Here is a 1,503-nt window from a genome sequence, read left to right on the forward strand (position 1 = left end):
GCGGCCGCCGCGGTTCGACGCGCGGCAAACGGATCGGGCATCTCCCGCACCGTGCCGGACAGGTCGCGGTTGCCGGACATGGTGGTAAACGCCGAGCTTTGCGGTGCGCCGGGCAGGCGCCCGTAGCGGCGATGAAAATCCATGGCCGCGCCGTACTGCGCATTGAGCCGCTGCAGGCGCGACGCCATGCGCGCGTCGGCAGGGCGCCCGGCGTGGCGGTCGGGATGCATCGCCCCGACATGCCGCCGGTACGMCTGCTTCAACTCGTCCAGCCCGCAACCGGGGTTCAAACCCAGCCGTCGGTACAGGTCGAGAAAATCGGTCTCGTGCGTCACCACTGTCCCCAACCATGGCGCCTGACTATCGTTGCGCGAGGACTGCGTGTGGCTCGCGCCGGTCACCTTGTCGCGTCGTTTGGCCGTCCATTCGACAGGTGACCCCGAGCTTGACACGACCTATCACGAATCACAATATCAATCCAATGCGACAGGAGAATGCACCCATGCACGCAGGTTTCTCCTTGTTATCTGCGCGTGCGCGCCCCGCGCGCGCGGCTCTGCTGGCGATGCTGCTGGTTGTCGCCCTGCCCGCCTGGGCCACCCTCGACGATGTGGTGTCGACCATGCAGCACCCGCCCGCGCTTGGCGCACACACCATGCTCAACCAGTCCGAAGGTGACGGCAGCTCGCCGGCTGTTACTTCGGCGATACACACGCAGGATGCCGGCAGCTCGCTGCTGGTACTGGTGGCCGGCCACGCGGACAACGACGCCGAACCCACCGACAGCTATGCCAATACCTGGAAACGGGTGGGCGACGCGGTCACGTACAACGGCTACGACGGCCGCTTCAATGCGCGCGCCTATATCGCCATCGGCGCCCATGGCGGCAAACGCCATACCGTTCAGGTGCTCAAAGCCGGTTCGCCGAACGGCGAAATCACCATTCCGTTCATCGAAATCGTCCAGGCCGGCAAGCTGCAGGACGTGGCACAGAATTACCCCACGCCCGGCGTAACGGCCCGCGCCGCCAACAAGCTCACGCGTGCGTGGCAAGGCATGACCGGCGGTCCCGACACCACCAACACGACGCTCACCAGCGGCACGGTCACCACCACCGGGCCTGCCACGCTGGTGGCCGTGTGGCTGGGCGAGGCCTACATCTACAACATGAGCGCCGTCCCCGGCGACGGCTTCAAGGTGATCGACAGCTACCTGCACCTGCCGCCCAACAGCGGTGTGCAATGCGCGGTGGCGATCAAGCAGGTGGACAAGGCCGGCACCTACTCGGTGACCTGGAACGACTCGCCGGCACAGGGCGCCATCCTCTGGCTATTCGCCTTCCAGGCACCCTGAAACCGCCGCGACGGATCGCACCTGTAACAGGCGTGTATCACTTTTACGGTGCAAGCATCGCCGTGCGTTTTTATGACCTCGCGTCATCGCTGCATGGCTACCCCTAACAGCCTATTCCGTCGGGGCTGTGCGGCGTAATTGATTGCGTC

Annotated in this window: 2 protein-coding genes; one reads left to right on the forward strand and one right to left on the reverse strand. The window is 65.2% G+C overall.

Annotated elements, in window-relative coordinates; translation table 11 throughout:
* Positions 1–335: J domain-containing protein (locus tag AC1DMG_RS22075; RefSeq protein WP_477181147.1), on the reverse strand; the 335-nt coding region annotated here is incomplete at its 3' end.
* A gap of 167 nt (positions 336–502) precedes the next feature.
* On the opposite strand from AC1DMG_RS22075, the gene AC1DMG_RS22080 reads away from it, so the two are divergent.
* Positions 503–1,354, forward strand: a complete 852-nt coding sequence (locus AC1DMG_RS22080; protein WP_441603195.1) for a hypothetical protein — start codon at positions 503–505, stop codon at positions 1,352–1,354.
* Positions 1,355–1,503 lie beyond the last annotated feature (149 nt).

The organism is Dyella sp. 01N36, assembly GCF_056399745.1.